Below are 18569 nucleotides of genomic sequence, written 5' to 3'. Positions count from 1 at the left end.
TTTTTTCTTGCAAAAAGTCTTGCGACTTTTCTTAGTCTTCGCTTACGAATTCGATAATTTTTTCGTCAACGGATAAAGAACCACCTGCAGTAGCGTGGATCTTTTTAATGACCACGTCTTTTTCTGCACGCATGATATTTTCCATTTTCATGGCTTCAATCACGCAAAGTTCTTCACCTGCTTTGACTTCTTGACCTTCTTCGACAGCAACAGACAGCAGCAGTCCTGGCATGGGTGACATTAGGAAGGCTGACATGTCCGGCGGTGCTTTGAACGGCATCAGGTCATTCAGTTCGGCATGACGTTTTGTCAGAACCTTAACGTCAGCTTGTGCGCCCGCGTGGAACAGGCTGTACCCTGTTGCCATACGGTCGACTTGAACGCAAATTTCTGTTCCGTTGATATCGGCAAAGAACAAGGGTTCGCCAAATGTCCATTCTGAACGAATGTGCATTTCGGTACCGTTAATATCAACGTCATAGCCTTCTACCGAATTGGGTGTGACCGTTGCATTGAATTTTTGGTCGTTATAAAGGACAACCCATTCATCATTCAACAGACGACCACGACCGCCTTCCATCTGACCGGAAATCATAACTTCGCGTTCTGACTCCATGCGTTTCATGAAGCAGGCAACCGCGACCAGATTTTTTGGGTCTTTTTGCGGTACCATAGAAGCATCAAAGCCATCAGGGTATTCTTCTGCAATGAAGTTCGTGGTCAAGGCACCGTCGATGAAACGTTGCTTGGACATAACTGCGTTCAGGAACGAGATATTATGACCAACGCCACGGATGTAATATTCATCCAGCGCACGACGCATGTTTTCGGTACATTCTTCGCGATTTTTGCCGTGCGTAATCAGCTTGGCAATCATCGGGTCGTAGAACATGGAAATTTCACCACCTTCATAGACACCGGTATCAACGCGAACGGTATCGCTTTCAACCGGCGGGCGGTATTTGATCAGACGGCCTGTAGACGGCAGGAAGTTACGGAAGGGGTCTTCGGCATAGACGCGGGATTCCATCGCCCAGCCGTTGATTTTTACGTCTTCTTGCTTGATGGTCAGTTCCTGACCGTCGGCAATGTTGATCATCCATTCAACAAGGTCGACACCCGTGATCAATTCTGTAACCGGGTGTTCCACCTGCAAACGGGTGTTCATTTCCAGGAAGTAGAAATTTTGCTCTTTATCAACGATGAATTCCACTGTACCGGCAGAACGGTAGTTTACCGCTTTGGCCAGTGCAACGGCTTGTTCACCCATTGCTTTGCGTGTTTCTTCGTTCAGGAACGGAGATGGCGCTTCTTCAATAACTTTTTGGTGACGACGCTGAATGGAACATTCGCGTTCTACAAGATAGATTGCATTACCATGTTTGTCGGCCAGAACCTGAATTTCGATATGGCGCGGTTCTTCGATGAATTTTTCGATAAAGACGCGATCATCACCAAAAGAAGATTTGGCTTCGGAAGTCGCACGTTCAAAACCGTCACGGCATTCTTCTTCGTTATAGGCAACACGCATGCCTTTACCACCACCACCGGCAGAGGCTTTCAACATTACGGGATAACCGATTTCAGCTGAAATTTCGACAGCGTGATCTGTATCGCGTACAACGTCGGTATAACCCGGAACAGTGCTGACGCCAGCTTTTTGGGCCAATTTCTTGGACTCGATCTTGTCGCCCATCGCCTGAATGGCAAGTTTTTCAGGACCAATGAATTCAACACCGATTTCGTTCAACGCATCAAAGAAATGAGCGTTTTCTGACAGGAAGCCATAACCGGGATGCACGGCTTGTGCGCCGGTGTCTTTGATGGCTTTCAGGATGTTGTCCATAACCAGATAAGACTGGTTGGACGGGGCCGGGCCGATATTGACGGCTTCGTCCGCCATTTGGACATGAAGCGCTTCTTTATCGGCATCGGAATAGACCGCAACGGTCTTGATGCCCATCTTGCGGGCTGATTTGATGACGCGGCAGGCAATCTCACCGCGGTTTGCAATCAGGATTTTATCGAACATGTGTCCGGTTCCTATTCTTTGCTAAAACTCAGATTTGAATGAAATACGCTTAAGGCAAACCTTAGAGCGGAATGTTACCGTGCTTGCGCGCCGGATTTTTCAAATCTTTGTTTTTCAACATTGCGAGAGATTGACAGATACGGCGACGTGTACCGTGTGGCATGATCACATCGTCGATAAAGCCACGGGCACCAGCCTTGAACGGGTTGGTGAAGTTGGCAGCGTATTCGTCAGTTCGTTTTTGGATTTTTTCAGCGTCCCCGATATCGGAACGGAAAATGATTTCCACGGCCCCTTTGGCCCCCATTACGGCGATTTCCGCAGATGGCCATGCAAAGTTGGCATCCCCACGCAAGTGTTTGGAGCTCATCACGTCATAAGCGCCGCCGTATGCTTTACGGGTAATGACGGTGACTTTAGGGACAGTTGCTTCGGCAAATGCGTACAGCAGTTTTGCACCATGGGTAATGATACCATTATATTCCTGATCGGTCCCCGGCATGAAGCCCGGTACGTCAACGAATGTGACGATCGGAATGTTGAAGGCATCGCAGAAACGTACAAAACGAGCTGCCTTAACAGAGCTATCAATATCCAGACAGCCGGCCAGAACCATGGGGTTATTCGCAACAAAGCCGACTGTATCGCCATTCATGCGGCCAAAACCGATGATGATGTTTTTGGCGAAGTCCGGCATGATTTCAAAGAAGTCACCTTCGTCAACGACTTTGGTGATCAGTTCTTTCATTTCATAGGGCTTGTTGGCGTTATCCGGCACCAAAGTATCCAAAGAAATGTCGTCACGGTCTGCCGGGTCTGTTGTCGGGCGGGTCGGCGCTTTTTCTTTGTTGTTGCTGGGCAGGAAGTCAACGAAGTCACGCAATTTGAGAAGGGCTTCAACATCGTTTTCAAAGGCAAGGTGCGCCACACCGGATTTGGTTGTGTGGGTGATGGCTCCACCGAGTTCTTCTTGCGTCACTTCTTCGTGGGTCACGGTTTTTACAACGTCCGGACCTGTCACGAACATGAAGGAGCTGTCTTTGACCATGAAGATAAAGTCGGTCATAGCAGGAGAATAAACGGCACCACCGGCGCACGGGCCCATAATCATAGAGATTTGCGGGATAACACCGGATGCTTCGACGTTGCGTTGGAAAACGTCTGCATAACCGCCCAAGGAAGCGATACCTTCCTGAATACGTGCCCCACCGGAATCGTTCAAGCCGATGCAGGGCGCGCCTACTTTCATGGCTTGATCCATGATCTTGCAGATTTTTTCTGCATGTGTTTCTGACAGGGAACCACCGTAAACCGTGAAATCCTGAGAGAAAACAAAGACCAGACGGCCGTTGACAGTCCCATAACCGGTGACAACGCCGTCACCAGGTGTGTGATCCTGTTCCATGCCGAAATCGGTGCAACGGTGTTCAACGAACATGTCCCACTCTTCGAAGCTGCCTTCGTCGAGGAAAATGTCAATTCTTTCGCGGGCTGTAAGCTTGCCCTTTTTGTGCTGTGAGTCGATACGACGCTGGCCGCCGCCCATGCGGGCTTTGGCGCGTTTTTCATCAAGCATCTGGATAATGTCGTGCATCTAAATATGTCCCCTTCGCCCTTGTTTGGGCATAGATATATTTGGAAGGATATGTAGCTTCCTGACGTTATGATTACCACAATCGGATTTTACGCACCAGAAAAAATACGCACTCTAATACCGAATTACCGATTTATTTTCTTTAGCACTGATTTTTCATGGTTTTTAGGATGTTTTGATCGATAAAAACCTCCTGTCTTGTTGGGAATTAAAAAGATTGCCACGCGAAAGGTAGAGAATCCAAAAAAAAACAATTTTCTTTATTATTCGTGAGAATGCACAGGAGGTTTGGATAAAGGAATGACATGAAGTTTTCCGTATTTAACACCCGTTTGTGATGTAATTTGATCTGCCATGTGGCGCACCTGATGGACGGATCCGTGTAAAACCGTGGCTTCCAGACAGTTTTCGGGGTCTACATGTAAATGCAGGGTGGCTGTTGGTATATCATGGTGGTGATGTTGTGTTTCCATGAGACGGGTGGAAAGGGTGCGTTCTTTATGATTGTACATATAAACGACGCATCCGACGCAGGGAGCCTCGTCATTTTCAGCGATTTGTTGGTCTTTCACTAATTGTCGAATGGCATCACGTATACCTTCAGATCTGTTACTGTACCCCTTCATTTCGATTAGCCGATCAAAATCGGCGAGAAGATCATCATCGATGGTAATGGTAATTCGTTCCATTTTTTGCCTCTTGCTTTTTCTACATCCGGTATGATAATTTTTAAAAACGTCATACTTTTATGTTCTCTAAACAATCATACAAGGGTTGGGAAATGAATCGACTATTCTTTAGCGTTGCAGCAGCAGGAATGTTGTTGGCGACTTCTGCATTTGCACATAGTGGTGGTGCAAGCGTTCATGGCTTCACAGCAGGTTTCGGGCATCCGTTTGCCGGATTGGATCATATTTTGGCGATGGTTGCTGTGGGTGTTCTTGCGGCCCAGCAAGGTGGTAAAGCAATGGCATATGTGCCGGCTTCTTTTGTTGCCATGATGTTGGTTGGCGGTCTTGTTGCAATGGTTGGTGGAACCGTTCCGTTCGTTGAACTGGGCATCGTCGGTTCTGTTATCCTGTTGGGGGCTGTTGTGGCGTTTGGACGTCAAATGCCGTTATTGGGTGCAATGGCACTTGTTGGCGTTCTTGCAATTTTCCACGGTTTTGCACATGGTTTGGAAATGCCGGTGAATGCAGAAGGCAGCCAGTATGCCCTAGGTTTTGCATTGGCAACAACCATGTTGCACTTGGCCGGTTTGGGCATCAGCTTTGCTTTGAAACAATTGGATGAAAAAATTGCACCGATGGCATTGCGGATCGGTGGTGGTGCGGTCGGCACAGCCGGTGTGGCCTTGCTGGTTCTGTAAAAGTGAACGTCATTCATTAAAAAAAGGGAGAGTGCATTGGCTGCGCTCTCCCTCAGCTTATTGACAAAGCCCCTAAGCTGTCATCCCCGACCCCGATCGGGGATCCATCTTTGCTGAATAAGTAACATATAATCCATTGATTTTAAATGGATCCCGCATCAAGTGCGGGATGACGGATTTTGGTCAATTATTTACTAAAAACACTTTGTCAGCAGTCTGGGAGGTGATTATGCCTCCCTTTTTTGTTCTATAGATAATTCAGGAAACGTATGACGTTTTTAAGATCGTTCAGAATGGTTTCGCGACGGTCTTTGGCTTCCCAATCCTCGCCCCATAATTCGATTTGATAGGTTTCGTCAATTTGTGAAACATCAAAAGCCGCATCGGCATCGAGATGATTGTTCATTAGGGCCAGCGCAATGACGATGGACCCCGTACAATGGGTGGCACTGGAAAGGGCTGCGAGTTCCCAATCGTTATATTGATCAATCACTTTGTGGAAGGCCTCGAAGGTGCCGTCCGGTTGCGCCAAATGCATCACACCTGTTTGTGTGTTCAGTTGAATGCCATATGTTTTTTTGGTCCAGTCGATCAAAGGAACCCAGGCATTGGCTTGACGTGTTGCCAGATCTTTCGGGTCATCGGTCCAATAACAGACAAGGTCTGTTTCACCGTATTTCGCAATTTGTTCGACGACACCGGCGCGTTGTTGCCCAATACGGTCAACTGTTGTGGAAGCCAATGCCATGACAGGCATGGTCGCAGGGTTGATGATTTCGTCTTGTGTGTCCCATTCCTGCGCTAAGGCTTTTGCAACATCTTGGGTTGGCAGGTGTAGGGGACGTTTGGCCGGGGATTTCAGTTGGCGCCCGTCCAATGTCACAATATATCCATTGTCATGTTCTTCAATCGCAACGGATTTATAAAAGCGTTTCAGTGCAGCAGAAGGGTCCATTATCTGTCTTTCCCGATATAAAAAAGGCCCCTGTACTTGGCAGGGGCCTTTTAAGAGTCTTGCCAATTGGCCTTTATTTAGACTTTCCGAACAGATTTAGCAAGCCACCAATCGGATTGTCCGAAGCGGGTTGCTTTTCCTGTGTTGTATTTTCAGTTGCGGCAGGTGCCGTAGAAGTCGATTTTTTACCCAGTGCCGTGGCGCAAGGATCGCCATCGGCCAAGGCCTTGTCTGTCAGGCTGCTAAACAGGATGGACATACCGCCCGTGGCAATCGCTGCACCAACACCCATTGCAGCTTTGGCTGTTTCAAACGCATCAATGCCAATGCCGGGGTTGGATAATGGACCGCTGACGCGAACCATACTAGCCAGCCCACCAACGTTGATCCCAAGATCTGCCGTATCGCCACGTGGTTCCGGTTTTACTCCGACATCCAATGTTTCGTTTGCGAGATTGATTTCACCTGAACTGGCAACGTTCATGACGTTGGTTTGCATGGCGATCGTTTTATCGAATTTGGAAATACCTTTATTAAAATCGAGATTGACAATCATACAAGAGAAGGGGGTGAATTCACCTTCTTTGGCGCTTGGCAGAATATTTTCAAAGACACCAGTGATGAGATCACCGCCCAAGAAATTGACTTGGCTGGATTTAATCTTGCCTTCTCCGACGTTGATCAAGGTTTTGCCTTGCAAGGAGGCCATCAAGTCTGCGACAGATGCCCCTGTTGCGTTCAAATCAAAGCGTACTTGTGTTTTCCCTTCGTGGATCAGGTCGGTGACACCTGTTTCTTTCAAGCTGTTGCCCAGCCCAAGGTCTTTACCGTTCAGGTCGATTTTCAGTTTTGCTGGGGAATTACGGCTATCCAGTGTGACTTGTCCATCAAAGACACCGCCCCCCATTGCAAATGCAGGTTGAACGTTGAGCAAACCATTTTTCAGCGTGACCTTTTTCGAGAATTCAGTCAGCATGAAATCACTGGCGATGAGTGTTTCAGCCTTATAGGTCACGTTGGCATTCGCTGCTTTCAAACCATCCAAAACGAGCGGGTCGGACGGAAAGATTTTTTCAGCTTTGGCTGGTGTGCCGTCTGCCGGTTTTTGCGGTTCTGCACTCGCTTGCTCGTTGCTTTGTGGTGTGACGTCTTTGGTGTTCAGTAATTTTGAACCTAATGCGACATCGATTTGCGGGATTTTACCACTTAGGTCCGCCGCGATATCACCGGATAAATCACTCCCGCCAATTTTGATGTTCAAACCACCGACTTTATATTTCATTTGGCCGCCGGAAACCGTTGCAGCCATTTCAAACGGGCCGACTTTGCCCACTTGACTACCAGCCAATTCTGCCAAGCGTGCAATGTTGTCGCTTTTGGCACTGAGGGCCAGATTCAAGCCGTTGCCTTTTGTCGGTTCCTGAATGTTACCTGTGATTTTAACTTCGGCCCCTGCGGCTTTCAGCGTGAGATCAAGGTCAATTGGCGCATTGTTCATCAAGCCTTCCGGTGTGCCGACTTGACCCGCCAACTCAACGATATGATCGTTGAAAGATCCTTTAAACAAAAGATTCAGGGGATCGTCCAAATCATCGGCGGAAGCTTCCATCGTGTCGATGACGATAGATGTTGTTTCGCCTTTCACACCGTCTTTATAGATAAAACGTGCTTTTTCGATGCGGACTTTATTGACTGCGGGCAGCTTGGCCGGGTCGGAACTAGATGCACTCTGTTCTTCTGCTTTGGCCTCTTTGGGGCCCATTTCCCAGTTGCCTTTGCCGTCTTTGTTGGTTTCCAGCAAAACCTCCGGCTCAATCAAGGAAACTTCGACGATATGAATATCCCCGAAAAGAAGAGGAATTAGTTTCATTTCAGCTGCGAAGCTTTTGACTTTTACCATGCTAGGGGCTGAACCCCATTGGGCGTTGGAGAGCGAGACACCGCTGACGCGTACCTTCGGGGAAAGGGAAATATCCAGTTCCAAATCACCGTTGATCACAAGATCCCGTCCCGTGGCCGCTTTGGCCTGTTCGGTGATTTCCCCCTTATACTGATTGAAATCAGTGGACTTGAGGATCGCAACACCGGCAATAATAACGCCGACGACAAGGACGACAAGCCCCCCTAAAATTAGTTTTAAACGTCCCATATCTATTCATCCTTCATTATTGTGTTTATTGCCTCGGTAAGTTCATCATACGTATTTATGATCAATGCTGCACCTGCTTCTTTCAGTTCTTTAGGGTCATGATACCCCCATGCGACACCAATTGATTTTACATTTGCATTACATGCCATAAGTATATCGTAGGTCGTATCCCCAATAACAACCGCATTTTTTGCGTCCACTCCTGTTTCAGCCAATGCGTTTTCTACCATTTCCGGGTCGGGTTTACCTCGGGCTCGGCAGGCGGTTTGCAATGTTATGAACTTGTCTTCCAGATTGTGTGTTTGCAAGGTGGGTATCAAGCCACGCATGGCTTTGCCTGTTGCAACACCCAACAACCAGCCTTGGGATTCCAAGGTGTTTAATGCTTCAACTGTACCGGGGAAGAGAGGCTCTTCTACAGCATCATTTTCCCGCATGGTTCGAAAATGTTGTCGATATGTCTCCGCCATTTCATGATGGAATCGACTGGGTTGTGTCCTGAATAAATGTTCCATTGCGATTTCAAGGGGTAAACCAACGATACGACGGATGGAGTCGCGAGAGATTCGATCCAAATTATAACTATCACAGGTCAAATTCATGGCGGTGATAATAGCGTTCTGGCTATCAACCAATGTGCCGTCGCAGTCGAAAATTGCCAGTTGTAAAGGGGTGTCGAGGGTCAAAGAGGGCTCCTGTGATGATAATCACTTACAATCATAAATATTTAGCTTGCACTAGGCTAGCTCAGATACAATCATTTTAATAATCCTAAAGTTTGTATTTCTTCTACAAATGTAGAATACTACAAACACATGAGGTTACAGTCTGATTGTGACAGGCGTCTACGCGACTTGTGTGGGTGGCTTTCATTCGACGATGAGCGATGAAGATTTGGTTTAAGCTTAGGAGGCAATACATGAAATTTTTTAAAACAGCCGTAGCACTTGGGGCCCTTCCGCTTTTGGCAGCTTGCGCGTCTAACTGGGACGTTGAAGGTGCGAAGATGGCGCAGAACAACGGTAGCGCTTTCCAAAAAGGGCTGCAGAGCGAGTATGCGCGTTTGGCTGGTCTGGAACGTGACGAAGGCGATTGGGCTGATGCACGTCGTTTCGTCGGGAAAGCACTTGCCGCAACACAAGGCGATGTAGAACCGCAGATGATTGCTGATCGTAGCTTGCCGGAAGACAAGGTTGGCGAATTGAGTGCCGCGCGTGAAAAACTGATGGCAGCCTATGCCGCAGGTGGTAAAGAAGCATCCCCGGCAGCAGCAGCACGTGCACAAGCCGGTTTTGATTGCTGGATGCAGGAACAGGAAGAAAACTTCCAACCGGACGATATTGAAGCTTGTAAGAAGTACTTCATGGCGGGCTTGAATGACATGATGGTTAAGCCGATGGCAAAACCGGCAATGGCACCGATGGAAGACATCATCGTTTATTTTGATTTCAATAGCACAGCATTGAATGACGAAGCTAAATCCTTGTTGGTTAAAGCATCCATGATGGGCCGTGGTGCCAAGGCTGTTATGGTCAATGGTCATACAGACACCAAAGGTTCCGCAGCTTATAACGAAGCACTTGCTTTGTCTCGTGCACAGGCTGTTTCTGAATTCCTGAAAGGTCATGGCGTTGCAGGGAATGCAATTCGTGTTGGCGCAAATGGCGAAAACATGAACGCTGTCACCACAGGTGATGAAGTTGAAGAATCACGCAACCGTCGTGTGGTTGTTTCCTTCAAATAAGGAATATTCAGCTCAAATCAAAAAAGGCGACCTCAATATTGAGGTCGCCTTTTTTATGTTTGAAGAAAAAACAGAAGACTATTCTTGCGATTCGTCTTCAAAAACAGCATCGAAACAGGTCATCAACAGGCTGTCAATTTCTGACATTGTGATCCAGATTCCTAAATCCTGCAGGGAGGTCACGCCATGTTCACTAATTCCGCAGGGGACGATTCCATTAAAATGAGACAGGTCCGGTTCTACGTTTAATGAAATACCGTGAAACGTGACCCATTTGCGCACACGTACGCCAATGGCACCGATTTTATCTTCGCGTCCCATACCACGATCTACCCAGATTCCCACGCGTCCGTCGCGTCGTTCTCCGGTAATATTAAAGGTGGCAAGGGTTTGAATGACCCATTCTTCCAGATTCTGTACGAATTTGCGGATATCACGCCCGCGCTTGGTTAAATCCAGCATAACGTAGGCAATGCGTTGACCGGGGCCGTGATAGGTATATTGACCGCCACGCCCGGCATCATAAACAGGGAAACGTTCAGGATCGATTAAATCTTCTTGTTTTGCGCTGGTTCCAGCGGTGTAAAGCGGGGGGTGTTCCAATAACCAGATACATTCTGGCGCGTTTCCTTCTGCAATCTCTTTAACACGCTGTTCCATAAAGGAAAGTGCTGTTTCATAAGGAACTTCGTCGTCGCTGAAACGCCACTCAATGCCATTTCTCATCAAAGTCGAAATTTTTTTATCATTCATGTCTTGATCTATGTGAATCATTTGTATATACCACGCCACAAGATGAAACGCGGTTCGCACCTCATACACCGTCCTTTCATCAAATGCCACATTTTATGCGGTCGTGGCGGAATCGGTAGACGCGCAACGTTGAGGTCGTTGTTCCTTAACCGGAGTGGAAGTTCAAATCTTCTCGACCGCACCAAAATCTCCCTGCTTTCCTGAGAAAGCGGGGATTTTTTTATTTTGTCTTTCCTTGTTCCCATCCTTTAGACTGTTTCCAAAATTTATAAAATTGGAGATTGGTCATGGATAAGTATGTTCTGAAAAAAGAAGAGATCGAGGCGTTTGCAGGCACGGACAAAACGCATTTTTTGAACCCCAACGGTAAACGCATTAACAAGTCATTGGGGGATTTGACCGGAATTTCCGGATTTGGCTTTCATTTAATTGAGGTTCCACCGGGGGCGGACTCAACAGAGTTTCATGTTCATTTCCATGAAGATGAATGTACTTATGTGTTGAGTGGGCACGGTATTGTTCGTATCGGAGAGGAACGGACCGACATCGGTCCGGGTGACTTTATCGGATATCGTAAAGGTGGCCTAGCCCACTGTATGACCAATACGGGCCCAGAGGTCTTAAAGTGTATTGTGGTCGGGCAACGTCTGGCACACGATGTTGGCGAATATCCTGATAAAAATAAACGCTTGTTCCGCAATGAAGGGATGAAATGGGAAATGGTGGATCTTGATAAAATCGAGCATCCGCAAGGAGGAAAGAAATAACCAGATGAGGGATCAGATTTTTCTTCTTTAAATTTGTCATTGAATATCGAGGAAGCGATCTAATATTAAAATAAGTAAAAGACACTTGGATAGAGGAGGGGAGCTCCCAATGCGTTACTTGTTTTATATTTGTCTCGCGTTGCTCTTTTTCCTGTTTCATCGACCAAGTGCAGCTTCAGAAGACGTTATGCGTTTTCCTGTGACGGATTGGCAGCCTTTCTCCATTGGTAAAGAACCTCCTTATGCCGGGGTCGATGTGGATATTGCCCGCGTAATTGCAAAGCGCATGAAGTTGAAGCTTGAACTCTACGCGTGTCCTTTCAAACGATGCTTAAAGCAAATAGAAGTGGGAACATTGGATGTGATGTCTGGTGTCGCGTTTAATGAAGAACGCGCCGCTTTTATGGATTACATCAAGGAGACACCATACGGGCAAGTTTCCGTTGCGTTTTATGTACGCACAGGGCAGGCGGATCAGGTCGTTTCATACGAAGATCTGGGCAAATATACCGTTGGTATGGTACGAGGATCGCATTATTTTGAACGGTTTAATTCTGATGAAATTTTGCGCAAATACAAGGCGCCGACAGAATCTTTTTTATTGCCTATGCTGGCGGGGGGACGATTGGGCGTTATTATTGGCACCAATCCAAATCTGGATTACCAAATTTTACAAGGGGGATATAAGGGGCAATTTGAAGAGGCGCGCTTTAATCCACAAATTCAGGTGCCGATCTATTTTGCGATCTCCAATAAATCGCCTTTACGAAAATATAAGGATAAATTCCACCGTATTCTGAAAGACATGAAAAATGACGGTACGTTGGAAAATATTTATGCCAAGTATCGTTAAATCAAACCTCTGAGTTTTTGTTACAGCTTTTTCTGTTGTGATTTTCCTCAATACGGATATTGTTGCAGGAGACCTGTCGAAAAGATGGGCATTCAAGAAAACGTCCTTCTTACCCAACGCATATAGCTGAATAAAAACAACACGATGCTGAAAGTAAGATTTCTAACACTTCAGGAGAGGGAAGAGTTGGAGACCCGATCAAATTCGAATCGCTGTCGAAATAGCCACACAAAAGGGGACGAGTGAATGGCAGAAGAAGATAAACGAAATACAGAAGCCAAATTTCGGGAAGGGGCGCTGGAATACCACCGCAACCCGGTCCCCGGTAAAATCAGTGTTACTGCGACCAAACCATTAGCGAACCAACGCGATCTCGCGCTGGCTTATTCACCAGGCGTTGCGTTTGCCTGCGAAGAAATTGTGCGCGATGAAAAAGAAGCTGCCAACATGACAGCGCGCGGCAATTTGGTAGGTGTGGTCACAAACGGGACCGCTGTTTTAGGGCTAGGTGCAATCGGACCACTGGCGTCTAAGCCAGTGATGGAAGGTAAAGGCGTTCTGTTTAAAAAGTTCGCCGGAATTGATGTTTTCGATATTGAAATCGAAGAACGCGACCCCCACAAACTGGTTGATATTATCAAATCACTGGAACCGACATTCGGCGGGATCAACCTTGAAGATATCAAGGCACCGGAATGTTTTGTCGTTGAACGTGAGTTAAAAGAACAATGTAATATTCCGGTCTTTCATGATGATCAGCACGGCACAGCCATTATTGTTGGGGCAGCGGTGAAAAATGCACTGCGTGTTGTCGGCAAGGACATTCACAATGTGAAACTGGTGGCCTCTGGTGCGGGGGCTGCAGCGCTTTCCTGTCTGAATGTGTTGAAACACATGGGGATGAAGCCGGAAAATATCATTGTTACGGATATTGTCGGTGTTGTCTATAAGGGCAGAACCGAAGAAATGGACGAATTCAAGGAAGTTTTCGCACAGGAAACAGACTTGCGTACCCTTGATGAAGCCATTGAAGGGGCTGATATCTTCCTCGGTCTGTCCGCGCCGCGTGTGCTTAAACCGGAAATGGTTGCTAAGATGGGTGATCAACCGATTATTTTTGCACTCGCGAACCCGGAACCTGAAATCCGTCCTGAATTGGCTAAAGAAGTTCGCCCGGATTGTATAATGGCAACGGGGCGTTCGGACTATCCGAACCAGGTCAACAACGTGTTATGTTTCCCCTATATTTTCCGTGGTGCGCTGGATGTCGGGGCGACAACGATTAATGCGGAAATGAAAATGGCTTGCGTCGAAGCCTTGGCAGACCTGACAATGGCCGAAGCAGACGAACGGGTGACCAAAGCCTATGGTGAAGAAAATCTGCGTTTTGGGCCGGAATATTTGATCCCGAAACCGTTTGATCCGCGCTTGATTTTGAATGTAACGTTGGCTGTGGCAAAAGCGGCGATGGATAGTGGTGTGGCGACGCGTCCGATCCATGATTTTCATGCGTATCGTGAAAAACTATCGCAGTTTGTCTATCGTTCCGGCATGACGATGAAACCTGTGTTTGAACAGGCTAAACGTCTACCTAAGAAAATCGTTTATGCCGAAGGCGAAGACGAACGCGTCTTGCGTGCGGTTCAAATTGTTGTGGATGATGGGATTGCCGTGCCGATCCTCATCGGTCGCCGTGAATCCATTGAAAACAAGATTAAAACCTTAGGGTTACGTCTGGAACTCGATAAAGATGTTGAGGTTGTCGAGATCATGCGGGATCCGCGCTTCCATAATTATGCGGATTATTATCATCGCATTATGGGCCGCAATGGTGTTTCCCCAAAGGCTGCACTGGGGCTTGTGCGGTCGCGCGCAACAATCGTGGCTGCAATCATGTTGCACCGTGGTGATGCTGATGCCATGGTGTGTGGCACAACGGGACGCTATTTCAAACATTTGGAAGAAGTACAGAACATTATCGGCTTGCGCGAAGGTAAGTCCGTTATGGCGGCCATGAACTTGTTGATCACCGATAATGATACGTTGTTCTTGTGTGATACTTATGTGAATTACGATCCGAGTGCCGAAGAATTGACCGAAATTACCTTGATGGCGGCAGAAGAAGTCCGTCGTTTTGGTATGAAGCCAAAAGTGGCGCTGGTGTCTCATTCTAACTTTGGGAACCGAGATTCTGTTTCATCCCTAAAAATGCGCAAGGTGCGCGAAATGGTGTTGGAACGTGATCCCCGCCTTGAAATCGAAGGCGAGATGCATTCCGATTCTGCATTGTCTGAACAGCTTCGTAACAATATCTTCCCTAATTCACGCTTGCGTGGGTCGGCGAACCTGTTGATTATGCCTAATCTTGATGCTGCCAATATTTCCTATAACCTGATGAAAATGACGGCTGACGGCTTGCCGGTCGGTCCGATTTTGTTGGGGGCCGCGAAACCGGCGCATATTCTTTCACCTTCTGCCACAGTGCGTGCAGTGGTGAATGTCAGTGCAGTTGCAGTTGTGGATGCGCAAATCCATGCTGGTGAAGCGGAGTAAGAATGCGTGACTGAATTGCCTGAACAGCAATTGGAAGAAGACAAAAACGTCCAGACTCAAGTCGAAATTGAGGAAGGGGATGCTTTTGGTCTTGGTGATGAACATGTTAATGATGTTCGTGAACACTTGCGTGATGGCAACGAAGAAGCCGTTCGAGACCTGTTTGAGGAGCTGCACTACGCGGACGCTGCCGACGTGGTGCAGCAGCTCAAAGCAGAAGACCGAACCAAGGTTCTCCAGATTGTCGGGGATGACTTGGAACCGGAAGTCTGGTCCGAATTGGATCAGGATATTCTGGAAGAAGTCGTCTATGAAATTGGCGCGGATACGGTTGCCAAGGCTCTGGTCGAAATGGACAGCGATGATGCGCTGGCCGTTATCGAAGAACTGGATGAAGAAGACCAGAAAGAAGTTCTGGAAGCCATGCCGCATGGGGAACGTGCGGTTCTTATGGAAGGTTTATCCTTTCCAGAAGATTCCGCCGGTCGTCTTATGCAGCGCGATTTGGTGGCGGTGCCGGCTTTCTGGACGGTGGGGGAAACGCTGGACTACCTGCGCAGCGATGTGGACCTGCCGGAAGATTTTTATGAAATTTTTGTTGTTGACCCAAAACACAAACCATTGGGGACTGTGCCGCTCAGTCAATTGATGCGAAGTAAGCGTCCGGTTCGGGTTGGCAATTTGATGGAAGAACAATTGACAACCATTCCGGTTGGTACTGACCAGGAAGAAGTCGCTTTTATCTTCCGTGATCGTGATTTGGTTTCTGCCCCTGTTGTTGATAACAGTGCGCGTCTTTTGGGTGTGATTACAGTTGATGACGTTGTTGACGTTATCGATGAAGAACATGAAGAAGATATCATGCGTATGGGCGGGGTAACGCAGGATGAGTTTTACAGTTCTGCGCTTGATGCTGCCAAATCCCGTGTCTGGTGGTTGGTTGTTAATCTGGGGACAGCAATTCTTGCTTCCATGGTGATCGGCCTCTTTAGTGCGACTATCGAACAGCTGGTTGCCTTGGCGGTTCTTATGCCGATTGTGGCCTCGATGGGGGGGAATGCGGGAACGCAAACCTTGACTATTGCCGTCCGGGCCATTGCGATGAAAGAGTTGACACCCGCAAACGCTATGCGTGTTGTTGGTAAAGAAATTGCGGTAGGGGCAATGAATGGTGTGATTTTTGCCGTTCTTGTTGGCTTGGCGACTTGGGCCTGGTTTCAGGATCCTGCCTTGGCATCTGTCATTGCGGTGGCGATGATTGTTAATATGGTTGTTGCAGGTCTTGCGGGCGCATTAATTCCTGTGGCCCTTGATCGATATGGTGCAGACCCGGCAATCTCGTCATCTGTTTTTCTGACCACAGTGACTGATGTTGTTGGTTTTTTTGCGTTTCTGGGCCTTGCTGCCCTGTTTTTGCTCGGTTAATCTGTCTGAAATATACATAATTGAAAGAAAACTATTTACGTTTACGTAAAGGTTAAGTAATCTTTTCGACGTTATGACAGAAAAAAGACAGAAAACATATAGTATCACGGACTTATCCAAAGAGTTTGATATTACAACTCGGACCATCCGTTTTTATGAAGATAAAGGCTTGATTTCACCAGCCCGTGAAGGGCAGCGCCGAGTTTATTCGTCGCGTGATCGTGTTCGCCTGCGTTTGATTATGCGGGGAAAACGTCTGGGGTTTGCTTTATCTGAAATTCAGGAACTGATTGATCTTTATGACACAGATCGTTCAGAGGTGATGCAGTTGCAAGTTTTCTTGAAACGTATCCAGAGCCGCCGCGATGCCTTGTCTCAACAGCAACAAGATATTACGGCGATGTTGTCTGAGTTGGAGACACTGGAAGAACAATGTTCTGGATTGTTAAAACAAAAACAAAGTTAAACCTTGCCCTGAGTGCATCTTATCTTTTTGTATAGGTATTTATGCGTATTTTAGCTTTCCTGTTTCGCAGGTAAGTTAACGCATTTAATAAAATGGATGCGTTAGGGATAATAATGACAATCCGATTAAAGCTGATTGGCGCCGTTGTGCTTATGCTGATTCTGTTGATGATCAACAGTGTTTTGCTGATTTCTGTGACGAATGAAAGTTCGACAGCATTTGAGAATATTGAAGTCTCTTCTAAAAAAATAAACGAAGCAGTTTTGCCTTTGCTGGCTTTATCGCAGGGTTTACGTACGGATGTTATTCAGGTTCAACAATGGTTAACCGATATTTCTGCGACACGTGGGCTGGATGGTCTCAATGATGGTTTTGATGAGGCTGAAAAACATGCCAAGAGCTTTAATGAAAATTTGAAAAAGGCTTTAGAACTCAGTCAATCTTTGAAAATGGATACGTTGGTAAAACATTTTCAGCTAATGACAGAAAATTTCCCTCCTTTCTATGAGACGGGTAAGCGCATGGCAATGACTTATGTTGGGGAAGGTCCGTCCGGTGGAAACCGCATGATGGGGAGTTTTGATGAAGTTGCTGCAAAAATTCAAAATGATGTATTGAATGTCATGTTGGAAGTCGAAGCAATTGTTGCAAAGCAATTGCAAAACGATAGTGTCATTCTGGAACATAGTAGAAGTGAAAATGACAGATCTCGTGTGATTGCGATTGTTCCGATTGTTGTTTCTCTTGTTGTTGGATTGTTCGTTGTAATTGGCGTGATTGGTATTTGTCGCAATATTCAACAAATGACACATTCTATGACGGATTTGTCTCATGGCAAGCTGGATGTGGACGTGATGGGGCTGGAACGTCGTGATGAACTGGGTGAAATGGCCAGTGCAGTTCAAGTCTTTAAAGAGAGTGCGATTGACAAGTTGCGGCTGGAGCGAGAACAGGAAGAAAAGGAAAAACGTGCTGCTGATGAACGTCAGAAGGCACTTTTTCAAATTGCGGATGATTTGGAAGGACGTGTGAAGGGCAGCATGCAACAGATTTCCGAAGTCTTGAGCAATTTGGAACAAACTGCAGTGCAAATGTCTTCTGCTGCAGATCAAACCAGTGCGCAAAGTCAGGCTGTGTCTGCTGCTACGCAACAGGCGACCGCAAATGTGGACGCTGTTGCGACAGCGGGTTCTGAATTAAGTGCGTCTATTTCTGAAATTTCCAAACAGGTTGCACAATCATCTCAAATCGCACAAGAAGCTGTTGCCGAAGCCCATACTACAACGAGTATTGTTACCAGTTTGGCGCAAGAGGTTGGTCATATCGAAAATGTGGTTAAGCTGATTAATGATATTGCAGAACAAACAAATTTATTGGCCCTGAATGCAACCATTGAAGCCGCGCGCGCGGGGGATGCGGGTAAGGGATTTGCCGTTGTTGCAAGTGAGGTGAAAAACCTGGCACAGCAAACCTCACGGGCGACAGAAGAAATCAGTCTTCAAATTGCTAAGATCCAACAACAGACAAATGGTGCTGTTGATGCGATTGATGGAATTGAAAAGACAATTTCCAATTTGAATGATTACTCCTCTTCTATTGCTGCTGCTGTTGAGGAACAAAGCGCTGCAACGGGTGAGATTGCACATAACGTGGAAGAAGCCTCACGCGGTACTCAAGATGTTGCACATAATATCTATGGTGTGGCGCAAGCGGCAACGCAGACCGGTGAGTTGGCAAATGATGTAACGGTTTCTGCGAACGTCGTCAAAGATGCAAGTCAGGCGTTACGCTCAAACGTACAAGAGTTTTTGGATGACATTCGCGACGGGTCGTCGGGTTCTTTCAGATATTAATTTAGCTGTTTCTTAGAAAGGGTGGGGTATGTGTTCCTACCCTTTTTTATAAGCAT

General features: G+C 46.9%; 15 protein-coding genes and 1 tRNA gene. 9 read left to right on the top strand and 7 right to left on the bottom strand.

All coding sequences use genetic code 11. The features are described 5' to 3' along the window. Positions 1 to 31: 31 nt before the first annotated feature. The 3 genes from ACI0FF_RS11455 to nikR form a co-directional block, all read right to left on the bottom strand. Entirely contained in the window at positions 32 to 2032 is a 2001-nt protein-coding gene (locus tag ACI0FF_RS11455; RefSeq protein ID WP_419796982.1) for an acetyl-CoA carboxylase biotin carboxylase subunit, read from the bottom strand. 61 nt (positions 2033 to 2093) lie between these two features. Next, positions 2094 to 3626 carry an acyl-CoA carboxylase subunit beta gene (locus ACI0FF_RS11450; RefSeq protein WP_419796981.1) on the bottom strand — a complete coding sequence of 511 codons (1533 nt, stop codon included), beginning with the start codon at positions 3624 to 3626 and terminating at the stop codon, positions 2094 to 2096. A 263-nt stretch (positions 3627 to 3889) separates the two neighbouring features. After that, complete coding sequence (nikR, locus tag ACI0FF_RS11445; protein ID WP_419796980.1) at positions 3890 to 4315, bottom strand: nickel-responsive transcriptional regulator NikR; 426 nt, start codon at positions 4313 to 4315, stop codon at positions 3890 to 3892. 92 nt (positions 4316 to 4407) lie between these two features. Between nikR and ACI0FF_RS11440 the strand changes: the two genes are divergently transcribed. Continuing rightward, positions 4408 to 4995 carry a HupE/UreJ family protein gene (locus ACI0FF_RS11440; RefSeq protein ID WP_419796979.1) on the top strand — a complete coding sequence of 196 codons (588 nt, stop codon included), beginning with the start codon at positions 4408 to 4410 and terminating at the stop codon, positions 4993 to 4995. A gap of 247 nt (positions 4996 to 5242) precedes the next feature. On the opposite strand, the gene ACI0FF_RS11435 is transcribed toward ACI0FF_RS11440, so the two are convergent. The 3 genes from ACI0FF_RS11435 to ACI0FF_RS11425 form a co-directional block, all read right to left on the bottom strand. Then, a complete protein-coding gene (locus ACI0FF_RS11435; protein WP_419796978.1) occupies positions 5243 to 5950 on the bottom strand; it encodes an ATP12 family chaperone protein in 708 nt (235 codons plus the stop codon). 73 nt (positions 5951 to 6023) lie between these two features. After that, complete coding sequence (locus ACI0FF_RS11430; protein WP_419796977.1) at positions 6024 to 8099, bottom strand: AsmA family protein; 2076 nt, start codon at positions 8097 to 8099, stop codon at positions 6024 to 6026. A gap of 2 nt (positions 8100 to 8101) precedes the next feature. Beyond that, positions 8102 to 8785, bottom strand: coding sequence for an HAD-IA family hydrolase (locus tag ACI0FF_RS11425; protein WP_419796976.1), 684 nt, complete (start codon positions 8783 to 8785; stop codon positions 8102 to 8104). Positions 8786 to 9018: 233 nt separating this feature from the next. Here ACI0FF_RS11425 and ACI0FF_RS11420 point away from each other — a divergent pair, with 233 nt between their 5' ends. Next, positions 9019 to 9843 carry an OmpA family protein gene (locus ACI0FF_RS11420; protein ID WP_419796975.1) on the top strand — a complete coding sequence of 275 codons (825 nt, stop codon included), beginning with the start codon at positions 9019 to 9021 and terminating at the stop codon, positions 9841 to 9843. Between the two features lie 78 nt (positions 9844 to 9921). On the opposite strand, the gene lipB is transcribed toward ACI0FF_RS11420, so the two are convergent. Continuing rightward, positions 9922 to 10557: a lipoyl(octanoyl) transferase LipB gene (gene lipB / locus ACI0FF_RS11415; protein ID WP_419799704.1), complete on the bottom strand. Its 636-nt coding sequence runs from the start codon at positions 10555 to 10557 to the stop codon at positions 9922 to 9924. A gap of 136 nt (positions 10558 to 10693) precedes the next feature. Here lipB and ACI0FF_RS11410 point away from each other — a divergent pair. The 7 genes from ACI0FF_RS11410 (at position 10694) to ACI0FF_RS11380 (ending at position 18513) form a co-directional block, all read left to right on the top strand. After that, a tRNA-Leu gene (locus tag ACI0FF_RS11410) sits at positions 10694 to 10780 on the top strand. 103 nt (positions 10781 to 10883) lie between these two features. Further along, complete coding sequence (locus tag ACI0FF_RS11405) at positions 10884 to 11363, top strand: cupin domain-containing protein (RefSeq protein ID WP_419796974.1); 480 nt, start codon at positions 10884 to 10886, stop codon at positions 11361 to 11363. 109 nt (positions 11364 to 11472) lie between these two features. Continuing rightward, positions 11473 to 12216, top strand: a complete 744-nt coding sequence (locus tag ACI0FF_RS11400) for a substrate-binding periplasmic protein (RefSeq protein WP_419796973.1) — start codon at positions 11473 to 11475, stop codon at positions 12214 to 12216. A gap of 246 nt (positions 12217 to 12462) precedes the next feature. Then, the gene (locus ACI0FF_RS11395; RefSeq protein WP_419796972.1) at positions 12463 to 14769 is read left to right on the top strand and encodes an NADP-dependent malic enzyme; all 2307 of its coding nucleotides are present in this window, start codon (positions 12463 to 12465) and stop codon (positions 14767 to 14769) included. 6 nt (positions 14770 to 14775) lie between these two features. Beyond that, complete coding sequence (gene mgtE, locus ACI0FF_RS11390) at positions 14776 to 16194, top strand: magnesium transporter (protein WP_419796971.1); 1419 nt, start codon at positions 14776 to 14778, stop codon at positions 16192 to 16194. A 73-nt stretch (positions 16195 to 16267) separates the two neighbouring features. Further along, positions 16268 to 16660, top strand: a complete 393-nt coding sequence (locus ACI0FF_RS11385; RefSeq protein ID WP_419796970.1) for a MerR family transcriptional regulator — start codon at positions 16268 to 16270, stop codon at positions 16658 to 16660. 113 nt (positions 16661 to 16773) lie between these two features. Next, positions 16774 to 18513 carry a methyl-accepting chemotaxis protein gene (locus tag ACI0FF_RS11380; RefSeq protein WP_419796969.1) on the top strand — a complete coding sequence of 580 codons (1740 nt, stop codon included), beginning with the start codon at positions 16774 to 16776 and terminating at the stop codon, positions 18511 to 18513. The last annotated feature ends 56 nt before the right edge of the window (positions 18514 to 18569 follow it).

Origin of the sequence: Terasakiella sp. 4MB5A, assembly GCF_050058155.1 — a bacterium.
Lineage (GTDB): Bacteria > Pseudomonadota > Alphaproteobacteria > Rhodospirillales > Terasakiellaceae > Terasakiella > Terasakiella halodenitrificans.
Note: the sequence above shows the minus strand (reverse complement) of the source record. Positions and strands in the feature narration are given on the sequence as shown.

Excerpts from the sequence above, each read along its gene's own strand:
- ACI0FF_RS11455 (WP_419796982.1), bottom strand. The coding sequence starts at position 2,032 with ATGTTCGATAAAATCCTGATTGCAAACCGCGGTGAGATTGCCTGCCGC.
- ACI0FF_RS11450 (WP_419796981.1), bottom strand. The coding sequence starts at position 3,626 with ATGCACGACATTATCCAGATGCTTGATGAAAAACGCGCCAAAGCCCGC.
- nikR (WP_419796980.1), bottom strand. The coding sequence starts at position 4,315 with ATGGAACGAATTACCATTACCATCGATGATGATCTTCTCGCCGATTTT.
- ACI0FF_RS11440 (WP_419796979.1), top strand. The coding sequence starts at position 4,408 with ATGAATCGACTATTCTTTAGCGTTGCAGCAGCAGGAATGTTGTTGGCG.
- ACI0FF_RS11435 (WP_419796978.1), bottom strand. The coding sequence starts at position 5,950 with ATGGACCCTTCTGCTGCACTGAAACGCTTTTATAAATCCGTTGCGATT.
- ACI0FF_RS11430 (WP_419796977.1), bottom strand. The coding sequence starts at position 8,099 with ATGGGACGTTTAAAACTAATTTTAGGGGGGCTTGTCGTCCTTGTCGTC.
- ACI0FF_RS11420 (WP_419796975.1), top strand. The coding sequence starts at position 9,019 with ATGAAATTTTTTAAAACAGCCGTAGCACTTGGGGCCCTTCCGCTTTTG.
- ACI0FF_RS11405 (WP_419796974.1), top strand. The coding sequence starts at position 10,884 with ATGGATAAGTATGTTCTGAAAAAAGAAGAGATCGAGGCGTTTGCAGGC.
- ACI0FF_RS11400 (WP_419796973.1), top strand. The coding sequence starts at position 11,473 with ATGCGTTACTTGTTTTATATTTGTCTCGCGTTGCTCTTTTTCCTGTTT.
- ACI0FF_RS11395 (WP_419796972.1), top strand. The coding sequence starts at position 12,463 with ATGGCAGAAGAAGATAAACGAAATACAGAAGCCAAATTTCGGGAAGGG.
- ACI0FF_RS11385 (WP_419796970.1), top strand. The coding sequence starts at position 16,268 with ATGACAGAAAAAAGACAGAAAACATATAGTATCACGGACTTATCCAAA.
- ACI0FF_RS11380 (WP_419796969.1), top strand. The coding sequence starts at position 16,774 with ATGACAATCCGATTAAAGCTGATTGGCGCCGTTGTGCTTATGCTGATT.